Source organism: Dolichospermum sp. FACHB-1091, assembly GCF_014697585.1.
Taxonomy (GTDB): Bacteria; Cyanobacteriota; Cyanobacteriia; order Cyanobacteriales; family Nostocaceae; genus Dolichospermum.
Genome location: NZ_JACJSB010000024.1, coordinates 40,345 through 59,587, shown reverse-complemented (window position 1 = coordinate 59,587; position 19,243 = coordinate 40,345). Strand labels below are relative to the sequence as shown.

The following is a 19,243-nucleotide window of genomic DNA, read 5'->3' as shown; positions in this document are numbered from 1 at the left end:
TGACAAGTCAGCGCTTCGCTATCGCATCCCCTCAACTTCCCAAACAGCGATTACTAGGTCGTGCTATCTCTATTCCTTCGGTCCGGTAAGGGATACGAGACGCTACCGCGTAGCTTGCTTCCCGTAGGGTACGCTATCGCATCCCTTCAACTCCCCAAAAGCGATTATTCATCTTTATTAAGCTGGTACGTCTGACTGCCTTTGCGGTAAAATATCCTTAGTTCAAGGAATTGGCCATGAAAATAAAAGCAATTATTTGGGAAGAAGACGGTGTATGGTGTGGTTATGTACCAGCTTTACCAGGATGTCATACCTGGGGTGAAAGTTATGAACATTTGTTAGAAATGTTGAAAGATGCTGTTCAAGGTTGGTTAGAAGTTGCTAGTCAGCAAGAAGAAGTTGAACCACAAAAACAGTTGATTGAGTTATCTTTATGAAATCGGTTTCTAGTAAGTCTCTGTGTAAGATTGTTGAAGCTACCGCGTAGCTTGCTTTCCGTAGGGTACGCTATCGCAACAATTTATGATATTATAGAATATGAATAAATTTTCAATATCTACTGACAATATACTTATGAATAATCAACAATCCATTACAGAAATATCCTCAAGGACTCCTAGTTATAATCTATTATTAGAAATCGCCCAAATTCCAGAAGAATATATACCGGAATTTCTGCAAATAGTTCGGTTATTTCGTGAGAATGTTATAAAGAAACCAACATCCATAGATGATAAAAATATTGAAATAGCAGAAAATCATCAATTATCCTGGCAAGAATTTATTAATCAAACAGCAGGAAGTTGTGCTGATGATCCTATTATTATAGATGATTTAGGAATTGATGATAGATTAGATGATAGATTAGAAGAGATGATTAATAGTTAGGAATACAAACTGATGAAATATTTATTAGATAGTAATGTTTGTATTCAATATCTTAATCAAAGATCAGAAAAGATTATTCAGCGTCTTCAAGATTTATCCGATATAGATATAGTCGTTTGTTCTATTGTCAAAGCTGAGTTATTTTATGGTGCAATGAGAACTCATAATTCTGCAAAAACTTTGCAAAAGCAGCAGGAATTTTTAGGGAGGTTTGTTTCTTTGTATTTTGATGATCAATGTGCTGTATTTTATGGCGAAATTCGTAGTAAATTGGCTGCTAAAGGTACTCCTATAGGAAATAATGATTTACATATTGCTGCTATTGCTATAGCTAATAATTTAACTTTAATTACTCACAACACTAGAGAATTTAGTAGAATTGATAATTTAAAATTAGAAGATTGGGAGATTTAGTAAACAGCGATACCTAGCGATCGCCTCCCCTCCACTTCCCAAACAACGATCGCACCCCTTCAACTTCCCCAAACATCCTTTTTTAACGAACCACTCCAGACACAGAGGACACAGAGAAAGAGCGATCGCATCCCCTCAACTCCCAAACAGCGATTCCTGCGGAGCGCTTCGCTATCGCACCTCCTCAACTTCCCAAACAGCGAACTGCTTGCAGCAGCGCAACGCTTACGCACCCCTTCAACCTTCCAAACAGCGATACCTTCGGTCAGGTTCACTATCGCATATCTTCCCCAACATCCTTTTTGATATCACGTAAACTCACAAAATAAAAAATGGATAACTTTGCAGTTATAAAATTTTTTGTAAATCTGGCTTAGGTGTTGCTTAAAGCTCAGATTTGTAATATATAATTTATCAATAGAATAAAGTATAGGTTTCCATGACTACAGCATTTATTCTTAGTGATTATGTTGAGGGAGCAGTTTCTCAAGCCATATATGACAAGTTGGAAGATGGTACATTTTTCGGTAAAATTCCTGTTTGTCAAGGTGTTGTTGCTTTTGGTGCTAGTTTACGTGAGTGCCAAAATGAATTACGCTCGACTTTAGAAGATTGGATTTTACTAGGTTTAAAACTTGGACATAGCTTACCAGTAATTGATAATATTAATCTTAATCAGGAGCCGATTCTTGATCCGTTGGATACCGTGTAAACGTCGAGACTTTATTAGCAAGTTAAGAAGGTTAGGTTTTGAGGGTGCTTTTTCCGGTACAAGACACCAATTTATGGTTTATGCTCAAAATCGTCTCACTATTCCTTCTAATGATGAGTATTCTATACCTCAACTGCGAATGATGATTCGAGAAGTAGAGGTTATTTTAGAACGGGAAATAACTTTAGAAGAATGGAATAGTTTATAGAAATAGTATCTTCATATACAGCGATTCCTAGGTCGCGCTTCGCTATCGCACTCCCTCAACTCCCCAACATCCTTTTTTAACGAACCACTCCAGACACAGAGGACACAGAGAGTTTCGCGCAAAGTCGCAAAGGAGCAAAGACGCAAAGAATCGCACTTTTCCCCAATATCCTTTTTTAACGAACCACAAAGACACGAAGAGCGCGAAGGAAGAAGAGAAGAAAAGAGCGATCGCATAGCATATCGTATTAAAAGAAACAGATTGAGGTAAAATATGTAAATATACTTACATTCATAGTTTTACAGATTGATACAGATGAAATTAAGACAAGTAGCAAGCGGATGGGAATTTGAAAGCGAAAAGTATTTAGAAGATTTAGTTTGGAATAATTTAGAAAAACTATTTGGATATAAACCTTTAAAGCGACAGTATCAAGTCAGTGGACAATATTGTGATATTTTAGCTTTTAGTAAAAATAAGGAACTTGTAATTATAGAATTAAAAAACTCTGAAGATAGATATATTGTTCAACAACTTACTCGTTATTATGATGCTCTTTTAGATGAAAAACCTTTTGCTCAACACATCAATTTTCAAGTTCCTGTAGTTCTAATTGCAGTTACTCCAAATTTTCATAGAGATAACTATACTGATCGAAAATATCATCAGCTAAAATTTCATTTTTTGCAGTTTAAAATTATTTGTCAAGAGCAAAAATTTAGTCTAAACATAATTAATGTAGATACTACTCTCAACTGGAAATTAGACTTTGATTATTCTCCAGAAAATCATGTAAATAGAAATATTCCTAGTCCTCATAAGCGATTGTATCAATTAATTGAAAGATGTAACCTTCAACAAAAACAAAAATCTAGCTTACTCAAATTTAGAGAAACAATTTTACAATTTGATGATCGTATGCAAGAAATAGCCGAAGACGGTGGTATTTATTATGGTAACGGTAAAACTAAACATTGTGCTGAATTAAGGTTAAATAGCAGCAAAAAAGAACTTGTACTTTTTTTGTGGCTACCTCGTAATTTTTTATGGGGAGATATACAAGAAAATATTGATAGATTCAGAATTTGGACAGATTGGAATAAGGCAACTATAGTTAAAGCAGTTGATAAAGGACTTGGTGAAATAACTGCAACGGATATTGAATTTGCAAAGCAAAATTCTAAAAATCGAAGTTTAAATATCTTTATATATGAAGCTTTACGTAGATGGTTTGAAAGAATTTAATCTTATTTCTTCTTCTTTGCGCCTTTGCTCCTTAGCGACTTTGCGCGAAACAAACCTCTCCGCGCCTCTGCGTGAGAAAAAAAGGGCGTAGTTCACAAACTACACCCCTAAAATTACCCTAAAGTTGCTTCACCTCACTAACCAACTTAGCCACCATATCCTTAGCACTACCAAACAACATCGTCGTCTTATCCTTATAAAACAACTCATTATCCACACCGGCAAAACCAGCACTCATACCGCGCTTAATCACAATAGTTTGCTTTGCGCGATCAACCTCCAAAATCGGCATCCCATAAATAGGACTATTCTTATCACTACGCGCCGCCGGATTGACCACATCATTAGCACCAATTACTAACGCTACATCAGCCTGTTCAAACTGGGGATTAATATCCTCCATATCATACAACTGCGTATAGGCCACATTAGCCTCCGCCAATAATACATTCATGTGTCCCGGCATTCTCCCCGCCACGGGATGTATCGCATATTTCACATCCACACCCATGCGCTCTAATTGGTCAGCCAACTCCCGGACGCTATGCTGTGCTTGAGCAACCGCCATACCGTATCCTGGTACAATCACCACAGAACGAGCGTAACCCAACATCATCGCCCCTTCTTCAGGATCAATACTGCGGACAGTTTGATTACTCGCACCAGCAGCAGCACCACCACTAGCAGTAGAGACAGAACCAAAAGCACTAAATAAGACACTGAACAAAGAACGGTTCATGGCCTTACACATAATTTCGGTCAGGATTAAACCAGAAGCCCCCACCAAAGCACCAGCGATGATTAACATATTGTTCATCACCACAAAACCCGCAGCAGCAGCCGCTACACCTGATAAAGAATTTAACAGCGAAATGACAACGGGCATATCACCGCCACCAATAGGCAGTACAAACATCACACCCAAGACCAAAGAAACAGCCACCACCCCTAAAAATACGGGGAGGCTATCGGGTGTTATGATTAAATAAGCACTTCCAGCCAGATAAGAACCCAACAGCAACAGGTTAAAAGGTTGCTGTAAGGGGAAAGTAATCGGTGTACCGCTAATTAATCCCTGCAATTTGGCAAAAGCGAGAAAACTACCTGTTAATGTCACACCACCGATTAACACATCTAACAACATAGAAATGTTGACATCGAGGGGGATAGGCTGTGAACTATCTAATAATCGCCAAAATTCAGCGACGGCAATTAATGCGGAAGATGCTCCACCTAAACCATTTAGTAAACCCACCATTTGCGGCATTTCTGTCATTTGCACTTTGTAAGCAATCACAGTACCAATTACCGAACCAATGGCCAAGCCTACCAAAATCATCTCATAATTTAATACTTGTTGATCTAGCAACGTGGCGACAATAGCCAATAACATTCCCACCGCAGCGACAAGATTACCGTTTCTAGCACTAGCGGGAGAACCCAGCTTTTTCAAACCTAAGATAAATAATGACGCAGCGACTAAGTAAGTTAGCTGAATCCCAGTTGGTAAAAAGTCGCTCATGCTTTAACTTCCTTTTTTTTAAACATTTGCAGCATTCTGTCAGTGACTAAAAAACCACCGACAACGTTAACCATTGCCAAAATTACGGCAATTAAACCGAGAATTACCGATAAATTCGTGTTTTTCTCCCCCGCAGCCAGAATTGCGCCAATTACGGAAATCCCAGAAATGGCATTTGAACCAGACATTAACGGAGTGTGTAACGTGGGGGGAATTTTGTTAATCACTTCAAAGCCGATAAAAGAGGCTAAGACGAGTACAAATAAAGCCGGAAGTAATGCTTGTGTCATGTGATTTTTGGATTAAAGAATAAGGCTTACGCAAAGGCGCAAAGGCGCAAAGGCGCAAAGGAAAGAAAGATAGGATACGCAAAAACTCTCTCAAACTCGTATTTCTCTGTGAACTCGGTGCCTCTGTGGTTCATTATTCCGTGATTTTTATTGATGTAAACTAAACCGCTACCGCTTGCAAAGCGTCCTTTACTCGTTGGTTTCTAATTTCTCCACCATGAGTAACACAAGCTGCGTCAACGATATCGTCACCAAAGTTGATTTCTAAGGCTTTGTCTTTAATTAACAATTGCATTAATGAGGTAACGTTCTTTGCGTACAGTTGACTGGCGTGTACTGGCATGGATGAGGGTAAATTAATTGGTCCGATAATTGTTACCCCGTTCCAAATAATATCTTTACCCGCTTCTGTACAGGCACAGTTACCACCCTGTTCTGCGGCTAGGTCTACTATGACTGAACCGGGTTTCATTTGCGCTACCATTTCCTCTGTCACCAGTCTGGGGGCTTGTCTTCCTGGTACTTGGGCTGTGGTAATGACGATATCGGCGTTTTTGACGTGGCTGGCTACTAGTTCTTGGGTGCGCTTTTTACTGTCTTCTGAAATTTCTTTGGCGTAACCACCCGCTGCAACGGTTTCCTCTTCGAGTTTGACTTCGACGAATTTCGCCCCTAAGCTTTGTACTTCTTCTTTGACTGCTGGACGAATATCAAAGGCTTCTACTACCGCTCCTAGTCTTCTGGCGGTCGCTATGGCTTGCAATCCTGCTACTCCTGCCCCCATAATAAATACTTTGGCGGGGGCTATTGTCCCCGCAGCGGTGGTTAACATGGGGAAATATTTCGGTAATGCCGCAGCCGCAATCAATACGGCTTTATAGCCCGCCAGTGAAGCCTGGGAAGATAAGGCATCCATGCTTTGCGCTCTGGTGCTACGGGGAATCAATTCCATGCTCAAAGCGGTAATTTGCCGATTTGCTAATTGTTGGGCTATGACCGGATTTCCCAGGGGATTGAGGAAGCTAATTAATACAGATTCTGGTTTGAGTAACTCAATTTCTGCTCGGCCATCTTCTCTGGTTTGCGGTGGGCTAACTTTGAGTAATATGTCCGCTTCACTCCATAATTGGGCAGAATCGCTGATAATTTTAGCCCCTGCTGTTTCATAGTCGGCATCAGTAAAAAATGCTTTCTCTCCCGCTCCCGCTTCTACAAAAACCTCTAGCCCTTGTTTGACTAATTTGGCTACGGTGTCGGGAATTAATGCTACACGACGTTCACAAACTTCTATTTCTTTCGCAACTGCTATTTTCATGAAATCTCCTCAAGATAAATACTTGATCTGTGCTAAGTATTGATTGATGTAAGTCTTTTATAAACTGATACAGGAAACATAACATGAAGCAGGAATTTTGATAAATTAAAGATGAACTTTGTCTTTCTCTCTGTAAAGAAAAAGAATCTTTGTATGAATATGTAATCATTCTGTACAAACCCAGTTTGATGACTGAAAGGTCAGAGCCACTCATGCCAGAGACAAATTGCTGTAAGATGCAGAACAGAATATGGGAAATTTGAGTCTAACCAATCTATCGTAATTTAAGCGGCGATCGCCACATACTTATTTTAATTTTTATAATAAAATGTGATATTTCTCAATATTTGTATAGGATTAAGTCCCGTTAATGCACTGAATTCTCCAGAATGGTGCGTTAGGCTGTTGCTAACACACCCTACTGTCAAGAATCACTGACTTTCTAGGTTGGTGAGTATGTCAAAAATAAAATCCCTAATAAATACATAGGGTGGACATTCCCCACCCTACCGTATTATTCCATCATCTGTGCTGAGTTCTGTTTATCCAACTTGAGCATTAATACACCCAAAGGAGGTAAACACAAATCTAAGGAATAAGGACGATTATGTAAAGACCAATTATCAGTCCACTTGCCACCTAAGTTACCCATATTACTACCGCCATACTGACGGGCATCACTATTGAACAACTCGGTATAAAAACCCTGTTCTGGAACACCTATGCGATAGTGGGAATGGGGTTGAGGAGTAAAGTTACAAACCACAATGATAAAATCACTGGAATTTTTGTCACGACGGATAAAAGAAACTACACTATGGCTGTTATCAGTACAGTCAATCCACTCGAACCCTGCTTGGTCAAAATCTTGACTGTATAAAGCAGGTTCAGAACGGTAAAAATAGTTAAGAGACTGGAAAAAATCTTTTAACTGTCGGTGTGGTTCATACTGTAATAAATGCCACTCTAAATCTGCCCAAACATTCCACTCACTCCATTGTGCAAATTCCATGCTCATAAACATGGTTTTCTTACCAGGGTGAGCAAACATATAAGTAAATAAACAACGGATATTAGCTAACTTTTGCCATTGATCACCCGGCATTTTACCGATCATATTACTCTTGCCATGGACGATTTCATCGTGGGACAGAGCTAACATGAAATTCTCGCTGTGGTTATACCACATACTAAAGGTAATGTTGTTTTGATGGAACTGACGAAACCACGGGTCCATACTGAAGTAATCCAGCATATCGTGCATCCAGCCCATATTCCACTTTAAATTAAAACCCAATCCCCCTGTATAGGTAGGCCAGGATACCATTGGCCAAGATGTGGATTCTTCCGCAATGGACAGTACACCCGGATAATAACTAAACAGCAGGTGATTAACTTGACGTAAAAAATCCGCAGCTTCTAAATTTTCTCTACCACCGTATTCGTTGGGCAACCATTCCCCTGCTTTCCGGCAATAATCAAGGTAGAGCATGGAAGCAACTGCATCAACACGAATGCCGTCAATGTGGTATTTATCAAACCAGAATAGGGCATTGGCCACCAAGAAATTACGGACTTCATGACGATTGTAGTTAAATACTAAAGTTCCCCATTCCTTATGTTCACCTTTGCGGGAATCAGCGTGTTCATACAAGTGACTACCATCAAAGAAGGCTAAACCGTGACCATCTTTAGGGAAGTGACCGGGAACCCAGTCTACAATTACACCAATGCCATTTTTATGACATTCATCCACAAAATACATAAAGTCTTCGGGAGTACCAAAGCGGGATGTAGGCGCAAAGTAACCAGTTACTTGATAACCCCAAGAACCATCAAAGGGGTGTTCGGCAATGGGTAGAAGTTCCAGGTGGGTATATCCTAATTCCTTGACGTAGGGAATGAGTTTAGCTGCTAATTCCCGATAAGTGAGAAACCGGGCGCCGGTTTTTAGTTCAGAAACCACAACTACAGCTTCATTTTCCCCATTGGGTAATTTTGCAGGTTCAGCACTAGCAGCGTGTAACCAAGACCCTAAATGGACTTCGTACACGGAAATAGGTTGGCTGAGGGGGTCAGTATGTCGGCGCTTTTCTATCCAGTCTTCGTCATTCCAGGTGTAGGAATTTAAGTCTGTAACAATAGATGCTGTTTTCGGACGTGGTTCTTGCTGAAAACCGTAAGGATCAGATTTTTCGTAAATATGTCCTTCAAAATTTTTGATTTCGTATTTGTAATGTTCTCCTACACCGATTTCGGGAATAAATAATTCCCAAACCCCTGTGTGTCCTTTCCGCATTTGATGTTTGCGTCCATCCCACAGGTTAAAATCTCCTAATACAGAGACGTTGCGGGCATTGGGTGCCCAAACCGCAAAATAAACGCCTTTAATACCATCTACTTCTGTAGTATGCGCTCCCAATTTCTCATAAATGCGGTGATGATTGCCTTCACTAAATAAATGCAGATCAAATTCTGTTAAGTGGGCAGAACGGAAGGCATAAGGATCATTCACAACCCGCTCATGTTCCCCTTCTTTAATCCGTAACTGATAATTTTTCAGTTCTGCGGTTTCAATGGTACATTCAAAAAAGTGAGGATCATGCACTGTGTCCATTGGGTATTCTTTCCGCTCTTCTGGAACTACCACCCACACAGCACTGGCATTTGGTAGGTATGCTCGCACTGCCCAAACAGTTTTACCATTTTGCTCGATGAGATGAGAACCCAGGATTTCAAACGGATCATGATGTTGATTATGAACGATGCGATTAACCTGTTCAGGGGCGACCGTGGTTATGGACATGAAGCTACCTATGTGATATACGATGATTAGCTAAATCTACTTTTTATCTCTTTATATTCTCGCATCTTTAGTCATTAGTCATTAGTCATTAGTTATTAGTCATTGAGTAGTGGTAATAATTATTACTTGTCGTTCATACCTTTTTCCTGACTAAATATTTAAAAATGGGAAAAGTTGTAGTAATGCCTTGCGTATTTGTAACAGAAAAAATCGATCGCGGATAGTAGCATTTAATCGTGGTGGCGGACTAATTTCCATTTGTGCTTGTAATTGGGCATATTCGGCCGGCGTAACCACTTTACCATCAATAGGCGATCGCGCTGCTAAAATAATTTCTGTTCGCAATATTTCTTCTGGTATATCTTCTTCTGGTGGTAATGCCATCACTGTTTGACCATAATGACCTACTAAAACGACTAAAATACTAGTAGTAACACTCAGAATAAAAAGAAGTATGGGTTTCATCTATCAAACTTCCCCTGCTTTAATTTCTCAAGTCCCGGTGGTAATGGTTCAGAGCATAATTGGTGGATATTGATAATTCGTGCAAAAACCTGTGGATATTGTTGACGATAATCGGGAATTAGTGCTAAAGGACTCAACAAAGCTGCTGCGGCAATATCAGCTATACTCAAACGGCCACCCACTAAATAATCGCTATTTTGCCAATACATAGATAATACTGACAAAGCATTGGCGAGTCTTTTCTGAGCTAATTCAACAGTAGTATCATTAATACCATATTGTTGTCTAACTATTTTAATCACCATTTGGCTAAATAGTGATGGGTCAATTGATTTACCCTCACCAGCGCGAAATTGATAATATACAAACCTAGTAGCCGTACCTATGCTTTCATCTAACCAATCTTCTAATATCAGAGCTTGACTTTGCTGTGCTGAATCGGGTAAGAATAGAGGAGGTTCAGATTGATAACTTTCTAAAAATTTGAAAATTTCCGTAGAATCAGCAATAGTTGCAGGTTGTCCTGGAATTTCGGGTAATAGAACAGGTAGTGTTGTTAACCCAGTTAACGATTTTACCCTCAAGATATGCAGCCCTGGAGTAAGATTTTCAGTTCGATAACTAATCCCCTTATAACCCAAGGCTAATCGAGCTTTCCGACAATAATGGGATGTACTAAATTGCAGTAGCAACATACACTGACATTATTATGATTACTGGCAAAACCAACAGGAAGAACTGACACTGGGCAAGAATTAAATCCAGCCCAGGAGTTAAGACTCACAATCCTATACTAAGGTTTTTTGGAGGGAGTCGCTGCAGGAGATGTTGTCGCTTTAGGAGATGTTGTCGCTGCAGGAGGTGTTGTCTCTTTAGGGGTAGCGCCAGTATCTGCTGGTTCACCACCTGTTGTTGCAGCTGGAGAACTAGGAGTAGCGGTTGGTCCACCGCCACCTTCACAAGCTCCAAGCATAGTAGCCAGACTTAACATGAGAGCCAAACCAAAAACTTTTGTCTTCATAACTCCTCTTTCACCAATTGTGGGCATAAAATATTTCGCCTGTTGAATAAGATACCTTATTTATTGATTTTTTTTAACGGTTTTTTGATTACATATTTCAACTTATTCTATTTCGTAACACTTCTGTGGGTTATATGTAATATGAACAAATCGTCATTTCAGCTTTCTGAAGGGGTTACAATAGCTCCAACCCGATTTGGAAATGTAACTTTAGGCAAAATCTCATAATCATCGAAGATACAGAATTTACCATCAGAAAAATTATGGTTGTTGAACGTAAATCAGCAGTTTTGGCAAAAAATACTTGGTTCTGGCCTAACTCTCCTTGGTCATTGAAAAGACGACGTTCTCGAAGTCTGGATAAAAAAACACAGAGTTCCTCCAGGCTTGGTAGTGAAACGGTAGCAGTTAAATCCTCTGGTACTCGCAATAACTGGATGAACTTTTCCTTTGCTCCCAGAAATAATACAGCAATAGGGAATTCAATCCCAGAATCAGGAAAAAAAACCACTACTTATGCCCATGAGCAATCAAGGACGAGTGTACACAACATTAGTGATACTGAAACTATACCTGTTTGGTTGCTACGTTTGTATATAGCCAATCGCTATTCGTCCGTTTTAGCATTTTTATTAGTGGTGGCGACATTAATAGTTTATGGTGGGACAGTATATTCCCAGGAGCTTTGGAGTCAGTCTTACCGCAAACTACAAAGTTTACAACGCCATGAGCGACAGTTAAATACTGCAAATGCAGCACTGACTAGCAAGATGGCAGAGGAAGCAGAAAAGCCTGGTACGGAACTGGTATCACCGACTTCCGAGAGAACAATTTTCTTACCACTGACCTCTAATAATTATCCGCACTCATTATTCTCAACTTCCCAACCAGATCCACAACCAGAACCTCCATCTCCACTGGGATATTAAAATAATTTAGGACTTACCCACGAGTGAGCATGGGTGGGAAAACTCCACCCATGAAGCAGAAACCGAGCGACTAACTTGCAAGATACTCATTCATGATGGCTTTAGATTTGCGAAGTTTGCTTAAGGCTTCGCGTTCAATTTGACGAACCCGTTCCCGGCTAATATTCAGGACTTCACCAATTTTAGCCAAAGTTAAGGATTGTCCATCTTTTAGTCCAAAGCGTAGACTAATTACATCCTGTTGTTGGGGGGTGAGTTCTGACATCATCCGCTCTAAGTCATAAGATAGGGAAGTTTGCATGACAAAATCTTCCGGTGTTGCACCTGTATCTTCTAACATTTCCCCAAGTTCAGTATCATAATTATCTCCTAAACGCAAATCTAGAGATAATGGCAGGCGAGCTTTTTCTAGATATTCTCGTACCTGTTTGGGTGTTAGATCCAATTCTTGGGATAATTCAGCTACCGTGGGTGCACGTCCCAATCCCTGGGATAGTTGACGCTGGGCTTTTTTAATTTTATTGAGTTTTTCGGTAATATGAATAGGTAGGCGAATAGTCCGGGCTTTTTCGGCAATAGCACGGGTAATAGCTTGACGAATCCACCAATAAGCATAAGTAGAAAATCTATAGCCTTTGGTAGGATCAAATTTTTCGACACCTCTTTGCATACCAATACTGCCCTCTTGAATGAGGTCAAGTAAATCAACATTGCGCTTAATGTACTTTTTGGCAACAGAAACGACTAGTCGGAGATTGGCTTCTACCATTTTTCGTTTAGCTGTTTCACCTTCGGAAATCGCCCGATTTAATTCTGATACTTCTAAATCAGATGCTGCTGCCCATGCTTCTAAACTTGGTGGATGACCCAACCGGGTAGCAAGACCTTCCCGGATCTCATGCAAGGCAGTAGATCGTTGCACCTGTTTACCATAAAAAATCTCTTCTTCGTGGGTGAGGAGTGGCACACGGCCAATCTCACGCAGGTAAGTCCGCACGAGGTCGGTAGCTGTTTTAGCGGTCTTCATGGCGCTACTCTTTGGTAATGGTGGGTTACACTATTGTGTGCTGTGTTTTGATAGACTCGTGAATCGAATCATCATATTGGGAGGTTGCTACCTAATTGGACTAGAAACCATGATGATGGTTGACAACAAAAGCGCCTAGTCAAAGACTGTTGCTCATCTTTTGGGAAATTAGGTATTTTACCGCTAAATACTACATTTATATCCTGATTTTTACAAGTATCTATGGCCTAGATACAGGGTAGCAAGTCAGATATTTTTTGCGTTTTTAGCGATATTAAGAATTGTAACATTTATGAGAATAATTTGACTACCGCAAAATCCGCACTTTCCCAGCCAACTGACATCACCTCAAAATCTCAAGTTGCTGAACATCTTACATTTAAAGGGTTTGAGCCAAATTCTTCCCGAAAAAAATTCCTTCCTCATATTTGTTAAAATATCTCAATAATAACCATAATTATTCTCTTATAATAATTGCTTAATGTTTGTGTTAATGGTCCATTGTCCATGGTTAGTGGTTAGTGGTTAAGAAAATAGGACTGGGGTAAAGGTAAAATCCGGTTAAAACCTTTTTCCTTCCTGTCCTATCCTTTGACAACACCTTCGCTGAACGCTTCTAGTTCTAGAATGTGGTTCATTCTCTCGTCACTGGGGCTGAAGTCCTAAAAAAATAACTGACAATTGACATTAACTTTGATGACAGTATTCTTGGATAACTTTGACATCTAAAGTAGTATTTTGCAGAGAACGGATAGCAGCGACTGTAGCCCTAGCGCCTGCAATGGTGGTAATAATGGGAATTTTGTAACCTAAAGCTGTGCGACGAATTAGCTTAGAATCTGCATGGGCTTCTTCTCCAGAGGGTGTATTGATAATGAGTTGAATGTTTCCATTTTTGATAGCATCAAGAACATGAGGACGACCTTCATGGAGTTTAAGAATTGATGTCACCTCTAACTCTGCTTTTTGCAGAATTTGGCGTGTACCTTGGGTGGCCATAATTGTAAAGCCTAATTTAATAAACTCTTTAATCACATCAGCGGCTAAAGGTTTATCTCTGTCACTCATAGATACAAATACAGTCCCCTGCAGCGGTAGTTTTTCCCCTGCACCTAATTCTGCTTTAGCGAAGGCACGGCCGAAATCCCTATCAATGCCCATTACTTCCCCTGTTGAGCGCATTTCTGGACCTAATATGGTATCTGTACCCGGAAATTTACTAAATGGTAAAACGGCTTCTTTAACGGCTATATGTGAGGGAATGACTTCTTTGGTGAATTTTAGTTCCTCTAAGGTTTTACCCGACATAACTAAGGAGGCTAGTTTGGCTAATTGTACGCCTGTAGCTTTAGATACGAAAGGAACAGTCCGTGATGCTCTGGGGTTAGCTTCCAGAATATACACCTGGGGAGAATAACTATTATTACCAACTATGGCGAACTGAATATTCATTAATCCCACTACGGATAGAGCTTGTGCTAGTTGTACTGTCCATAAACGGATTTGGTTTAGCACTGCTGGAGATAAGGAAATCGAGGGCAAGGTACAAGCGGAATCACCTGAGTGAATACCCGCTTGTTCGATATGTTCCATGATGCCACCGATAACAACGTTACCAGTGTGATCTGCGATCGCATCTACATCTACTTCAATGGCGTTTTCCAGGAATTTATCAATTAAAATGGGGTGTTCTGGTTCTACTTGAACTGCAAAGGTCATATACCTTTCCAATTCAGTATCAGAATAAACTATTTCCATCGCTCGTCCTCCTAGTACATAACTAGGACGCACCACCACTGGATACCCAATACGTTTGGCAACAATTAAAGCATCTTCATAACTTCTAGCCATACCATTAGGCGGTTGAGCGATATTTAATTCTTGAAGAATCTTTTCAAACCGTTCTCTGTTTTCCGCCATGTCTATAGAATCAGGTGATGTTCCCCAAATCTTTGTATTAATACTATTCCCTGTTCCTTGTAAATACTCTTGCAACGGTACAGCCAATTTTAATGGTGTTTGACCACCAAATTGGACTATTATCCCCTGGGGATTTTCCGCTTCAATGATATTGAGAACGTCCTCTTTTGTTAACGGTTCAAAATAGAGGCGATCGCTGGTATCATAGTCTGTAGAAACCGTTTCTGGGTTAGAATTGACCATAATAGTTTCATACCCGGCATCATGTAAAGAATACGCAGCATGACAACAACAATAATCAAACTCAATCCCTTGGCCAATACGGTTGGGACCACCTCCCAAAATCATCACCTTGGGTTTATCGCTAGGTAATACTTCCGTTTCTTCTTCGTAAGTAGAATAATAGTATGGAGTCAAGGCCTCAAATTCTGCCGCGCAGGTATCAACGGTTTTATAAACGGGGATAACTTCTAAGTATTTGCGATAGGCGCGAACTTCGTCCTCCTTAGTTTTAGTACAATATGCTATTTGGCGATCGCTAAAACCATTTCTTTTGACTGCATACATCTGTTCTTTTGTCAACTGCTTTAATGGAGTGCGTTTGAGAAACTTTTCTATTTCTAGCAGTTCTTGTAACTTATCTAAAAACCAGGGGTCAATAGCTGTTAATTCGTAAATTTCCTCATTACTAATTCCCAATTGCATAGCATGACGTACAGAGAAGATTCTTTCTGGGTTTGGTGTCCGCAACTGGGCGCGAATTTGTTCACCGCTGGGCAATTTTTCGGACTTATCAGCGCCCCAACCAGCGCGGCCTGTTTCCAGGGACCGCAAAGCCTTTTGAAAGGATTCATTAAATGTGCGGCCAATGGCCATGGCCTCACCCACTGACTTCATTTGTGTCGTGAGTACCGAGTCAGAACCAGGGAATTTTTCAAATGCAAACCGGGGAATTTTTGTGACAACATAGTCAATTGTCGGTTCAAAACAAGCGGGAGTTTTCTTGGTAATATCGTTTTGTAGTTCATTCAACGTATAACCCACCGCCAACTTAGCCGCAATTTTGGCGATAGGAAAACCCGTAGCTTTGGAAGATAAAGCCGAACTTCTAGATACACGGGGATTCATTTCAATTACGACTACATCACCATTTTCGGGATTTACTGCAAACTGGATATTAGAACCACCGGTTTCTACACCAATTTCCCGGATAATTTTAATGGCCATGTCCCGCAGCCGTTGATATTCCTTATCGGTGAGAGTTTGAGCGGGGGCAACCGTGATAGAATCTCCTGTATGAATCCCCATGGGGTCGAGATTTTCAATAGAACAGATAATAACAACATTATCGGCTAGATCTCGCATTACCTCTAATTCATACTCCTTCCAGCCCAATAAAGACTGGTCAATGAGAATTTGGGAAACCGGACTAGCGTCAATACCCACCTGGGCCATTTCTTCAAATTCTTCTTGATTATAGGCGATACCGCCCCCCGTCCCCCCCATTGTAAAGGCTGGACGGATAATTAGGGGATATGTACCGATTTCTAAAGCGATCGCTTTAGATTCTTCTAAAGTAGAAGCTGTACCGCTGGGACACACTGCTACGCCAATTTTCGCCATGGCCTCGTTAAACAGTTTCCTATCTTCGGCTTTTTCAATGGCTGGTAATTTCGCACCAATTAACTCGACATTGTACTTTTCCAAAACGCCATTTTTTGCCAAAGCCACAGCTAAATTCAACGCGGTTTGTCCACCCATAGTTGGTAACAAAGCATCTGGTCGTTCTTTGTCGATAACTTTTTCCACTATTTCCGGTGTCAGCGGTTCAATATAAGTGCGGTCTGCTGTTTCAGGGTCAGTCATAATTGTCGCTGGGTTGGAATTTACCAGCACTACTTCATAGCCTTCTTCTCGCAAGGCTTTACAGGCTTGAGTTCCAGAATAATCAAATTCACAGGCTTGGCCAATGACAATGGGACCTGAACCCAACAGGAGAATTTTTTTGAGGTCTTGACGACGGGGCATAGTTTTTACCTTAGATGACAAAAATACAAATCTTGGACTATTTTAAAGGTCTTTACCCCCCATCATGCCATTCATTATCAACTTTTCCGGGTAGCAATTGCTAACAGGGGAAAGAATTATGGATATGGAGGATTTTTCTGACTAGTTTTCATATTTTTTGTTCACGCAGAGGCGCAAAGACGCAGAGAGGTTAAGTGTTTATTTATTGGTTATAAGTTATAATAATTAAGTTGTTGCTAAATATTTTTATTTGCTTAATTATTCTTTTTGAAATAGATTATCAATAAGTTATTTTTAGATATATGTGAAATATTTGAGAAATTGCATTTATATTTACATGGATAAATGAGAATATTTTTAATTAGCTAAATATAGAAAATATGCAATTATAAAAAATGGCAGAAAGGATAATTTACACTTTTCTGCCAAAAGGATTAATTTTGTAAAATTCTCAATTACTAAAAATTTTTACCATTTAAGTTTAGTTGAGTTGAGATTACGAAAAGTTTAGTTTTCAGCCCGTTGGACAAAACCCAAGGTTAAACTATCTTTAGCTAAGAAGTGAGCTAAATGATAAGCTCTTTCTTCAGTTTTTAAGAGGATTTTTTCGTACAAATACCTTGTACCTCTATCACCCAAACTCTCAGCCTGTGAAGCTTGACGGCGAATTACACCAATTAATGCTTGTTCGGCTACTAGATCATTTTCTACCATCTTCCGCGCCGAAAATACACCATCTGCTTCTGTTTCAAAACAGCATAATTCAGCTAATTTACTAAAACTTGCTGCTGGTATTCCACCCAAACCATTTAAACGTTCACCGATTTCATGAATGTGATCTTGTACTTCTTTGTAGCTGGAATTGAAAAATTCATGCAGGGAATTAAATTCTGCACCTTCAACTACAAAATGATGTTTTTGATATTGTAGATACAATGCCTGAAAACTAGCTAATACGACATTGAATCCTTCAACAACTGGTGCGGTTACACTGTGATCTAATAATACAGGATTGTCATAAACCTGACCAAAATTGTGTAATATAGTTTGCGTATCAGACATGGTTTTCCTCTCTTTTTAAGAGTTATGGTTTTTAACTGCTTACCTTTAACATCTTAGCATTTTTAAAATAAAAACAAGGCTACTAAATATTAAAAAATTTGACATTACTAGTAATTGCAATCATCAATTTTTGTAATATATCTACCTTTGTAGCTATATATATTGACTTAAATTGCAAAATGTGCATATCCCCCAATTTAAAAACGATGAGATTTTTTCTCAAAATTAATGACAATATTTTGCACTTAGTGTATTCTGGAGAAAGAGGCTAAACTCCCACTAAGTTGTAAATTTAGGCTGTGAGTTTCTAGTTTAACTGCAATTTTATGGCATTTTGGGGGCTATCCACTTGAAATCTTCTAGCTCAGAAACAGACAAAAAGCACGTTATTGATATAGATTGGGCAGACCGTTGGCAGGTTTATCAACGCTTACAAGAATTAGATATAATTTGTATTTGTGAGACTAACCAGCCCTTAATGGTAGAAATAAATAACCCCACCGCAGCTATTCAACTCTGGAGTGTAATTCAACAATTCAGTGCTTCTCGTCAAGACTTGATTGAAAACATCGAAAATAGTTGGCGTATTCGTTACCAAAAATTTTAGTTAGATAGGGGAAAAATGAGTATATATACTAATTCACAAGTGACAGAATTTTGTTTTGAGGGCAGATTTTTGGATTTTGTCATCAAGGATGGATATAAGCTAAAAGGCTTGTTATTATGGACTTCCGAAGGTGAATGTTATATAAAATTAGCCAAACATTTACGGAGTGCTTTTGATTTGCGTTTACCTCAAGGGACTTGGTTACAAGTTGTGGGGACAAAACAATACAACGCCAAAAAAGATCAGGTAACATTGGTAGCGGAACGAGTTATGGCTGCAAGTGCTGATATGGGAACAGTTACAGCCCAAAATCTAGCTAAGACGAAACCGGACAAAGTGCAAACAATTCTAGTTTGTCAAAAATCTGATTGTATGAAGCGCGGAGGTAAAGCTTTGTGTCAAGCTTTGGAGTCAGAATTAACAAATTATGGTTTAGAAAATTCAGTCGCTATTAAAGGTACTGGCTGTATGAAAAACTGTAAAGCTGGTCCTAATTTAGTTATGCCTGATAAAACTCGTTATAGTAAAGTTAAAGCCGAACAGGTTGCAGATTTAATAGATAAGCATTTTTCTGGGGAAATTCGGGAGAAAAGGGAGGATTTAATGGTAAATATTCCCAGCTTTGTTGAAGTTTAGTTTAGATCCGTAGGGTGCGTTAGCGACAGCGTAACGCACCCTAAACTTGATTAAGAAAACAATCATTACTTTTAATTATTTATTATCATTAATTCTACGTTACGCTGTTATTGGTTATTGTTGGGTTTCCTTGCGTCAACCCAACCTA

At 39.5% G+C, this 19,243-nt stretch carries 19 protein-coding genes; 9 read left to right on the top strand and 10 right to left on the bottom strand.

The features are described from left to right. The first annotated feature begins 236 nt into the window (after nucleotides 1-236). The 6 genes from H6G25_RS15400 (at nucleotide 237) to H6G25_RS15375 (ending at nucleotide 3,467) form a co-directional block, all read left to right on the top strand. The gene (locus tag H6G25_RS15400) at nucleotides 237-437 is read left to right on the top strand and encodes a type II toxin-antitoxin system HicB family antitoxin (protein ID WP_190393242.1); all 201 of its coding nucleotides are present in this window, start codon (nucleotides 237-239) and stop codon (nucleotides 435-437) included. A gap of 136 nt (nucleotides 438-573) precedes the next feature. After that, nucleotides 574-888: a hypothetical protein gene (locus tag H6G25_RS15395; protein WP_190393241.1), complete on the top strand. Its 315-nt coding sequence runs from the start codon at nucleotides 574-576 to the stop codon at nucleotides 886-888. A gap of 12 nt (nucleotides 889-900) precedes the next feature. After that, entirely contained in the window at nucleotides 901-1,302 is a 402-nt protein-coding gene (locus H6G25_RS15390) for a type II toxin-antitoxin system VapC family toxin (RefSeq protein WP_028082682.1), read from the top strand. 439 nt (nucleotides 1,303-1,741) lie between these two features. Beyond that, nucleotides 1,742-2,014, top strand: a complete 273-nt coding sequence (locus H6G25_RS15385; RefSeq protein WP_190393240.1) for a type II toxin-antitoxin system HicB family antitoxin — start codon at nucleotides 1,742-1,744, stop codon at nucleotides 2,012-2,014. Beyond that, nucleotides 1,992-2,222 carry a type II toxin-antitoxin system HicA family toxin gene (locus tag H6G25_RS15380; RefSeq protein ID WP_190393239.1) on the top strand — a complete coding sequence of 77 codons (231 nt, stop codon included), beginning with the start codon at nucleotides 1,992-1,994 and terminating at the stop codon, nucleotides 2,220-2,222. Before H6G25_RS15385 ends, H6G25_RS15380 begins: the two co-directional genes overlap by 23 nt. Nucleotides 2,223-2,537: 315 nt before the next feature. Then, nucleotides 2,538-3,467: an endonuclease NucS domain-containing protein gene (locus H6G25_RS15375; RefSeq protein WP_190393238.1), complete on the top strand. Its 930-nt coding sequence runs from the start codon at nucleotides 2,538-2,540 to the stop codon at nucleotides 3,465-3,467. 118 nt (nucleotides 3,468-3,585) lie between these two features. Here the strand turns inward: H6G25_RS15375 and H6G25_RS15370 are convergent, their stop codons facing one another. From H6G25_RS15370 to H6G25_RS15340, 7 genes are all read right to left on the bottom strand, one after another. Then, a complete protein-coding gene (locus tag H6G25_RS15370) occupies nucleotides 3,586-4,989 on the bottom strand; it encodes an NAD(P)(+) transhydrogenase (Re/Si-specific) subunit beta (RefSeq protein ID WP_190393237.1) in 1,404 nt (467 codons plus the stop codon). Next, nucleotides 4,986-5,279, bottom strand: coding sequence for an NAD(P) transhydrogenase subunit alpha (locus H6G25_RS15365; protein ID WP_015081070.1), 294 nt, complete (start codon nucleotides 5,277-5,279; stop codon nucleotides 4,986-4,988). The genes H6G25_RS15370 and H6G25_RS15365 overlap by 4 nt, the downstream gene beginning before the upstream one ends. Nucleotides 5,280-5,439: 160 nt before the next feature. Further along, a complete protein-coding gene (locus H6G25_RS15360; protein ID WP_190393236.1) occupies nucleotides 5,440-6,594 on the bottom strand; it encodes a Re/Si-specific NAD(P)(+) transhydrogenase subunit alpha in 1,155 nt (384 codons plus the stop codon). 514 nt (nucleotides 6,595-7,108) lie between these two features. Beyond that, the gene (glgB, locus tag H6G25_RS15355; RefSeq protein ID WP_190393235.1) at nucleotides 7,109-9,400 is read right to left on the bottom strand and encodes a 1,4-alpha-glucan branching enzyme; all 2,292 of its coding nucleotides are present in this window, start codon (nucleotides 9,398-9,400) and stop codon (nucleotides 7,109-7,111) included. A gap of 150 nt (nucleotides 9,401-9,550) precedes the next feature. Beyond that, a complete protein-coding gene (locus H6G25_RS15350; RefSeq protein WP_190393234.1) occupies nucleotides 9,551-9,865 on the bottom strand; it encodes a hypothetical protein in 315 nt (104 codons plus the stop codon). Next, a complete protein-coding gene (locus H6G25_RS15345; RefSeq protein ID WP_190393233.1) occupies nucleotides 9,862-10,560 on the bottom strand; it encodes a glutathione S-transferase in 699 nt (232 codons plus the stop codon). The genes H6G25_RS15350 and H6G25_RS15345 overlap by 4 nt, the downstream gene beginning before the upstream one ends. Nucleotides 10,561-10,658: 98 nt before the next feature. Then, nucleotides 10,659-10,886 (bottom strand): hypothetical protein, encoded by a 228-nt coding sequence (locus tag H6G25_RS15340; protein ID WP_190393254.1) that lies wholly within the window; start codon nucleotides 10,884-10,886, stop codon nucleotides 10,659-10,661. Nucleotides 10,887-11,149: 263 nt separating this feature from the next. Between H6G25_RS15340 and H6G25_RS15335 the strand changes: the two genes are divergently transcribed. Continuing rightward, complete coding sequence (locus tag H6G25_RS15335) at nucleotides 11,150-11,815, top strand: hypothetical protein (RefSeq protein ID WP_190393232.1); 666 nt, start codon at nucleotides 11,150-11,152, stop codon at nucleotides 11,813-11,815. 70 nt (nucleotides 11,816-11,885) lie between these two features. On the opposite strand, the gene H6G25_RS15330 is transcribed toward H6G25_RS15335, so the two are convergent. The 3 genes from H6G25_RS15330 to H6G25_RS15320 all read right to left on the bottom strand — a co-directional run bounded on the left by H6G25_RS15330 (nucleotide 11,886) and on the right by H6G25_RS15320 (nucleotide 17,852). Beyond that, nucleotides 11,886-12,842 (bottom strand): RNA polymerase sigma factor, RpoD/SigA family, encoded by a 957-nt coding sequence (locus H6G25_RS15330; protein ID WP_190393231.1) that lies wholly within the window; start codon nucleotides 12,840-12,842, stop codon nucleotides 11,886-11,888. 687 nt (nucleotides 12,843-13,529) lie between these two features. After that, entirely contained in the window at nucleotides 13,530-16,790 is a 3,261-nt protein-coding gene (gene carB, locus H6G25_RS15325) for a carbamoyl-phosphate synthase large subunit (protein ID WP_190393230.1), read from the bottom strand. 507 nt (nucleotides 16,791-17,297) lie between these two features. Next, complete coding sequence (locus H6G25_RS15320; protein ID WP_137906554.1) at nucleotides 17,298-17,852, bottom strand: Dps family protein; 555 nt, start codon at nucleotides 17,850-17,852, stop codon at nucleotides 17,298-17,300. Between the two features lie 349 nt (nucleotides 17,853-18,201). Here H6G25_RS15320 and H6G25_RS15315 point away from each other — a divergent pair, with 349 nt between their 5' ends. Further along, entirely contained in the window at nucleotides 18,202-18,459 is a 258-nt protein-coding gene (locus tag H6G25_RS15315; RefSeq protein WP_190393229.1) for an Asr1405/Asl0597 family protein, read from the top strand. A 15-nt stretch (nucleotides 18,460-18,474) separates the two neighbouring features. Continuing rightward, entirely contained in the window at nucleotides 18,475-19,095 is a 621-nt protein-coding gene (locus H6G25_RS15310; RefSeq protein WP_190393228.1) for a (2Fe-2S) ferredoxin domain-containing protein, read from the top strand. The last annotated feature ends 148 nt before the right edge of the window (nucleotides 19,096-19,243 follow it).

What these genes read in the sequence shown, in the direction of transcription:
- H6G25_RS15390 (WP_028082682.1), top strand. Translation starts at nt 901, where the DNA reads ATGAAATATTTATTAGATAGTAATGTTTGTATTCAATATCTTAATCAA.
- H6G25_RS15385 (WP_190393240.1), top strand. Translation starts at nt 1,742, where the DNA reads ATGACTACAGCATTTATTCTTAGTGATTATGTTGAGGGAGCAGTTTCT.
- H6G25_RS15350 (WP_190393234.1), bottom strand. Translation starts at nt 9,865, where the DNA reads ATGAAACCCATACTTCTTTTTATTCTGAGTGTTACTACTAGTATTTTA.
- H6G25_RS15375 (WP_190393238.1), top strand. Translation starts at nt 2,538, where the DNA reads ATGAAATTAAGACAAGTAGCAAGCGGATGGGAATTTGAAAGCGAAAAG.
- H6G25_RS15330 (WP_190393231.1), bottom strand. Translation starts at nt 12,842, where the DNA reads ATGAAGACCGCTAAAACAGCTACCGACCTCGTGCGGACTTACCTGCGT.
- H6G25_RS15400 (WP_190393242.1), top strand. Translation starts at nt 237, where the DNA reads ATGAAAATAAAAGCAATTATTTGGGAAGAAGACGGTGTATGGTGTGGT.
- H6G25_RS15370 (WP_190393237.1), bottom strand. Translation starts at nt 4,989, where the DNA reads ATGAGCGACTTTTTACCAACTGGGATTCAGCTAACTTACTTAGTCGCT.
- H6G25_RS15395 (WP_190393241.1), top strand. Translation starts at nt 574, where the DNA reads ATGAATAATCAACAATCCATTACAGAAATATCCTCAAGGACTCCTAGT.
- H6G25_RS15340 (WP_190393254.1), bottom strand. Translation starts at nt 10,886, where the DNA reads ATGAAGACAAAAGTTTTTGGTTTGGCTCTCATGTTAAGTCTGGCTACT.
- H6G25_RS15345 (WP_190393233.1), bottom strand. Translation starts at nt 10,560, where the DNA reads ATGTTGCTACTGCAATTTAGTACATCCCATTATTGTCGGAAAGCTCGA.
- H6G25_RS15365 (WP_015081070.1), bottom strand. Translation starts at nt 5,279, where the DNA reads ATGACACAAGCATTACTTCCGGCTTTATTTGTACTCGTCTTAGCCTCT.
- H6G25_RS15335 (WP_190393232.1), top strand. Translation starts at nt 11,150, where the DNA reads ATGGTTGTTGAACGTAAATCAGCAGTTTTGGCAAAAAATACTTGGTTC.
- carB (WP_190393230.1), bottom strand. Translation starts at nt 16,790, where the DNA reads ATGCCCCGTCGTCAAGACCTCAAAAAAATTCTCCTGTTGGGTTCAGGT.
- H6G25_RS15310 (WP_190393228.1), top strand. Translation starts at nt 18,475, where the DNA reads ATGAGTATATATACTAATTCACAAGTGACAGAATTTTGTTTTGAGGGC.
- H6G25_RS15360 (WP_190393236.1), bottom strand. Translation starts at nt 6,594, where the DNA reads ATGAAAATAGCAGTTGCGAAAGAAATAGAAGTTTGTGAACGTCGTGTA.
- H6G25_RS15320 (WP_137906554.1), bottom strand. Translation starts at nt 17,852, where the DNA reads ATGTCTGATACGCAAACTATATTACACAATTTTGGTCAGGTTTATGAC.
- glgB (WP_190393235.1), bottom strand. Translation starts at nt 9,400, where the DNA reads ATGTCCATAACCACGGTCGCCCCTGAACAGGTTAATCGCATCGTTCAT.